Annotated in this window: 2 protein-coding genes; both read left to right on the top strand. The window is 62.9% G+C overall.

Annotated features, from left to right (window positions below; genetic code table 11):
- Nucleotides 1-727 (top strand): acetyl-CoA C-acyltransferase (locus tag V6M52_RS02125; RefSeq protein ID WP_332698949.1); only part of this gene is annotated, 727 nt, incomplete at its 5' end.
- Between the two features lie 9 nt (nt 728-736).
- Nucleotides 737-2265, top strand: a 1529-nt coding sequence (locus V6M52_RS02120) for a carboxyl transferase domain-containing protein (protein ID WP_332698946.1), incomplete at its 3' end; no start/stop codon positions are given.

Below are 2265 nucleotides of genomic sequence, written 5' to 3'. Positions count from 1 at the left end.
CTACCAGCGCGGAACGGCCATGGGCGTGTTCGCCGAAGACTGCGCCTCGAAATACACCTTCACCCGCGAACAGCAAGATGCCTTCTCGCTCGAATCGCTGCGCCGGGCCCGCGCCGCCACCGAGGACGGCAGCTTCAAGTGGGAGATCGCGCCCGTCACCGTAGCCGGGCGCAAGGGCGATACCGTTATCGACACCGACGAGGGCCCCACCAAGGCCATGCCCGAAAAAGTACCGTCGCTCAAGCCCGCATTCAAGAAAGACGGAACCGTCACGGCGGCCAACTCATCATCCATTTCCGACGGCGCCGCCGCCATGGTCCTCATGCGCGAGTCCACCGCCAAGAAGCTGGGCGCGACTCCCCTGGCCCGTATCGTCGCCCATACCCAGCATGCGCACGAACCCGGCTGGTTCACGACCGCCCCGGTCAGCGCCATCCAGAAGCTGCTCTCCAAAACCGGCTGGAGCGCCGAAGACGTCGACCTGTACGAAATCAATGAAGCCTTCGCGGTCGTGACCATGGCCGCCATGACAGACCTGAAACTGCCGCACGAGAAAGTCAATATTCACGGCGGCGCCACCGCCCTGGGCCATCCCATAGGCGCCTCGGGCGCACGCCTGCTCACGACTCTTGTAGGCGCCCTGCGCAAGACCGGCGGCAAGCGCGGTGTGGCTTCGCTGTGCATAGGCGGCGGCGAAGCCGTCGCCCTGGCTATCGAAATGGTCTAGGAGCAATCAATGCCCGTAATCGAATCCCGGATCAATCCGCGGTCGCAAGCATTCATCGACAATGCCCGCGCCATGCAAGAACAGGTCGACGACCTGCAGCAACAACTATTGAAGACCGCATTGGGCGGCAGCGAATCCGCGCGCGCAAAGCATCTCGCGCGCGGCAAGCTGCTGCCGCGTGATCGCGTCGAGCGGCTTCTTGATCCGGGCACGCCGTTTCTGGAGCTTTCGCCCATGGCCGCGCACAATGTCTATGACAATGCGGCACCCGGCGCGGGACTGATTACGGGCATCGGGCGTATCTCCGGTGTCGAATGCATGATAGTCTGCAACGATGCCACGGTTAAGGGCGGAACCTACTATCCGCTTACGGTAAAAAAACACTTGCGCGCGCAGGAAATCGCACAGCAGAACAAGCTGCCTTGCGTCTATCTGGTCGACTCGGGCGGCGCCAACCTGCCGAACCAGGACGAGGTATTTCCCGACCGCGAACACTTCGGGCGCATCTTCTACAACCAGGCAGTCATGTCGGCCGCCGGCATAGGCCAGGTCGCCGTGGTCATGGGTTCGTGCACGGCCGGAGGGGCCTATGTGCCCGCAATGAGCGACGAGTCCATCATCGTCAAGAACCAGGGTACGATCTTCCTGGCCGGGCCGCCGCTGGTCAAGGCCGCAACCGGGGAAGTGGTGAGCGCCGAAGACCTGGGCGGCGGCGACGTGCACACCCGCCTGTCGGGTGTGGCCGATCACCTGGCCAATAACGATCTCCATGCCCTGTACCTGGCCCGCAATGCGGTGGCCAGGCTGAATCATCAAAAACCTGTGCAGTTGCGGCGCAAGGCCTTCGCCGAGCCGCTGTACGACCCGCAGGAACTCAACGGCATCATCCCGGCCGACACCCGCAAGCCTTACGACGTGCGTGAGGTCATTGCCCGTATCGTCGACGGGTCCGAATTCGACGAATTCAAGGCGCGCTTCGGAACCACGCTGATTACCGGCTTCGCCCATATCCATGGCATGCCCGTGGGCATCATCGCCAATAACGGCGTGCTTTTCTCGGAGGCGGCGCAAAAAGGCACCCACTTCATCGAGCTGTGCTGCCAGCGCAAGATTCCGCTGGTTTTCCTGCAGAACATCACCGGTTTCATGGTGGGCCGCAAGTACGAGAACGAAGGCATTGCGCGGCATGGCGCAAAAATGGTCACGGCCGTATCCACCGCTTCAGTGCCCAAGTTCACCATACTCATAGGCGGATCCTTCGGCGCCGGCAACTACGGCATGTGCGGACGGGCCTTCGGTCCCCGCCTGTTGTTCCTGTGGCCCAACGCCCGTATTTCAGTCATGGGCGGCGAGCAGGCGGCCAGCGTGCTGGCCACGGTGCGCCGCGATGGCATCGAAGCCAAGGGCGGAGAATGGAGCGCGGAAGACGAAGCCGAATTCAAGGCGCCGATACGCGCCCAATACGAGAAAGAAGGCCATCCCTACTACGCCACCGCGCGCTTGTGGGACGACGGCATCATCATGCCGGCCGACACCCG

The organism is Devosia sp. (assembly GCF_036676215.1).
Classification (GTDB): Bacteria; Pseudomonadota; Alphaproteobacteria; order Rhizobiales; family Devosiaceae; genus Devosia.
Note: the sequence above shows the minus strand (reverse complement) of the source record. Positions and strands in the feature narration are given on the sequence as shown.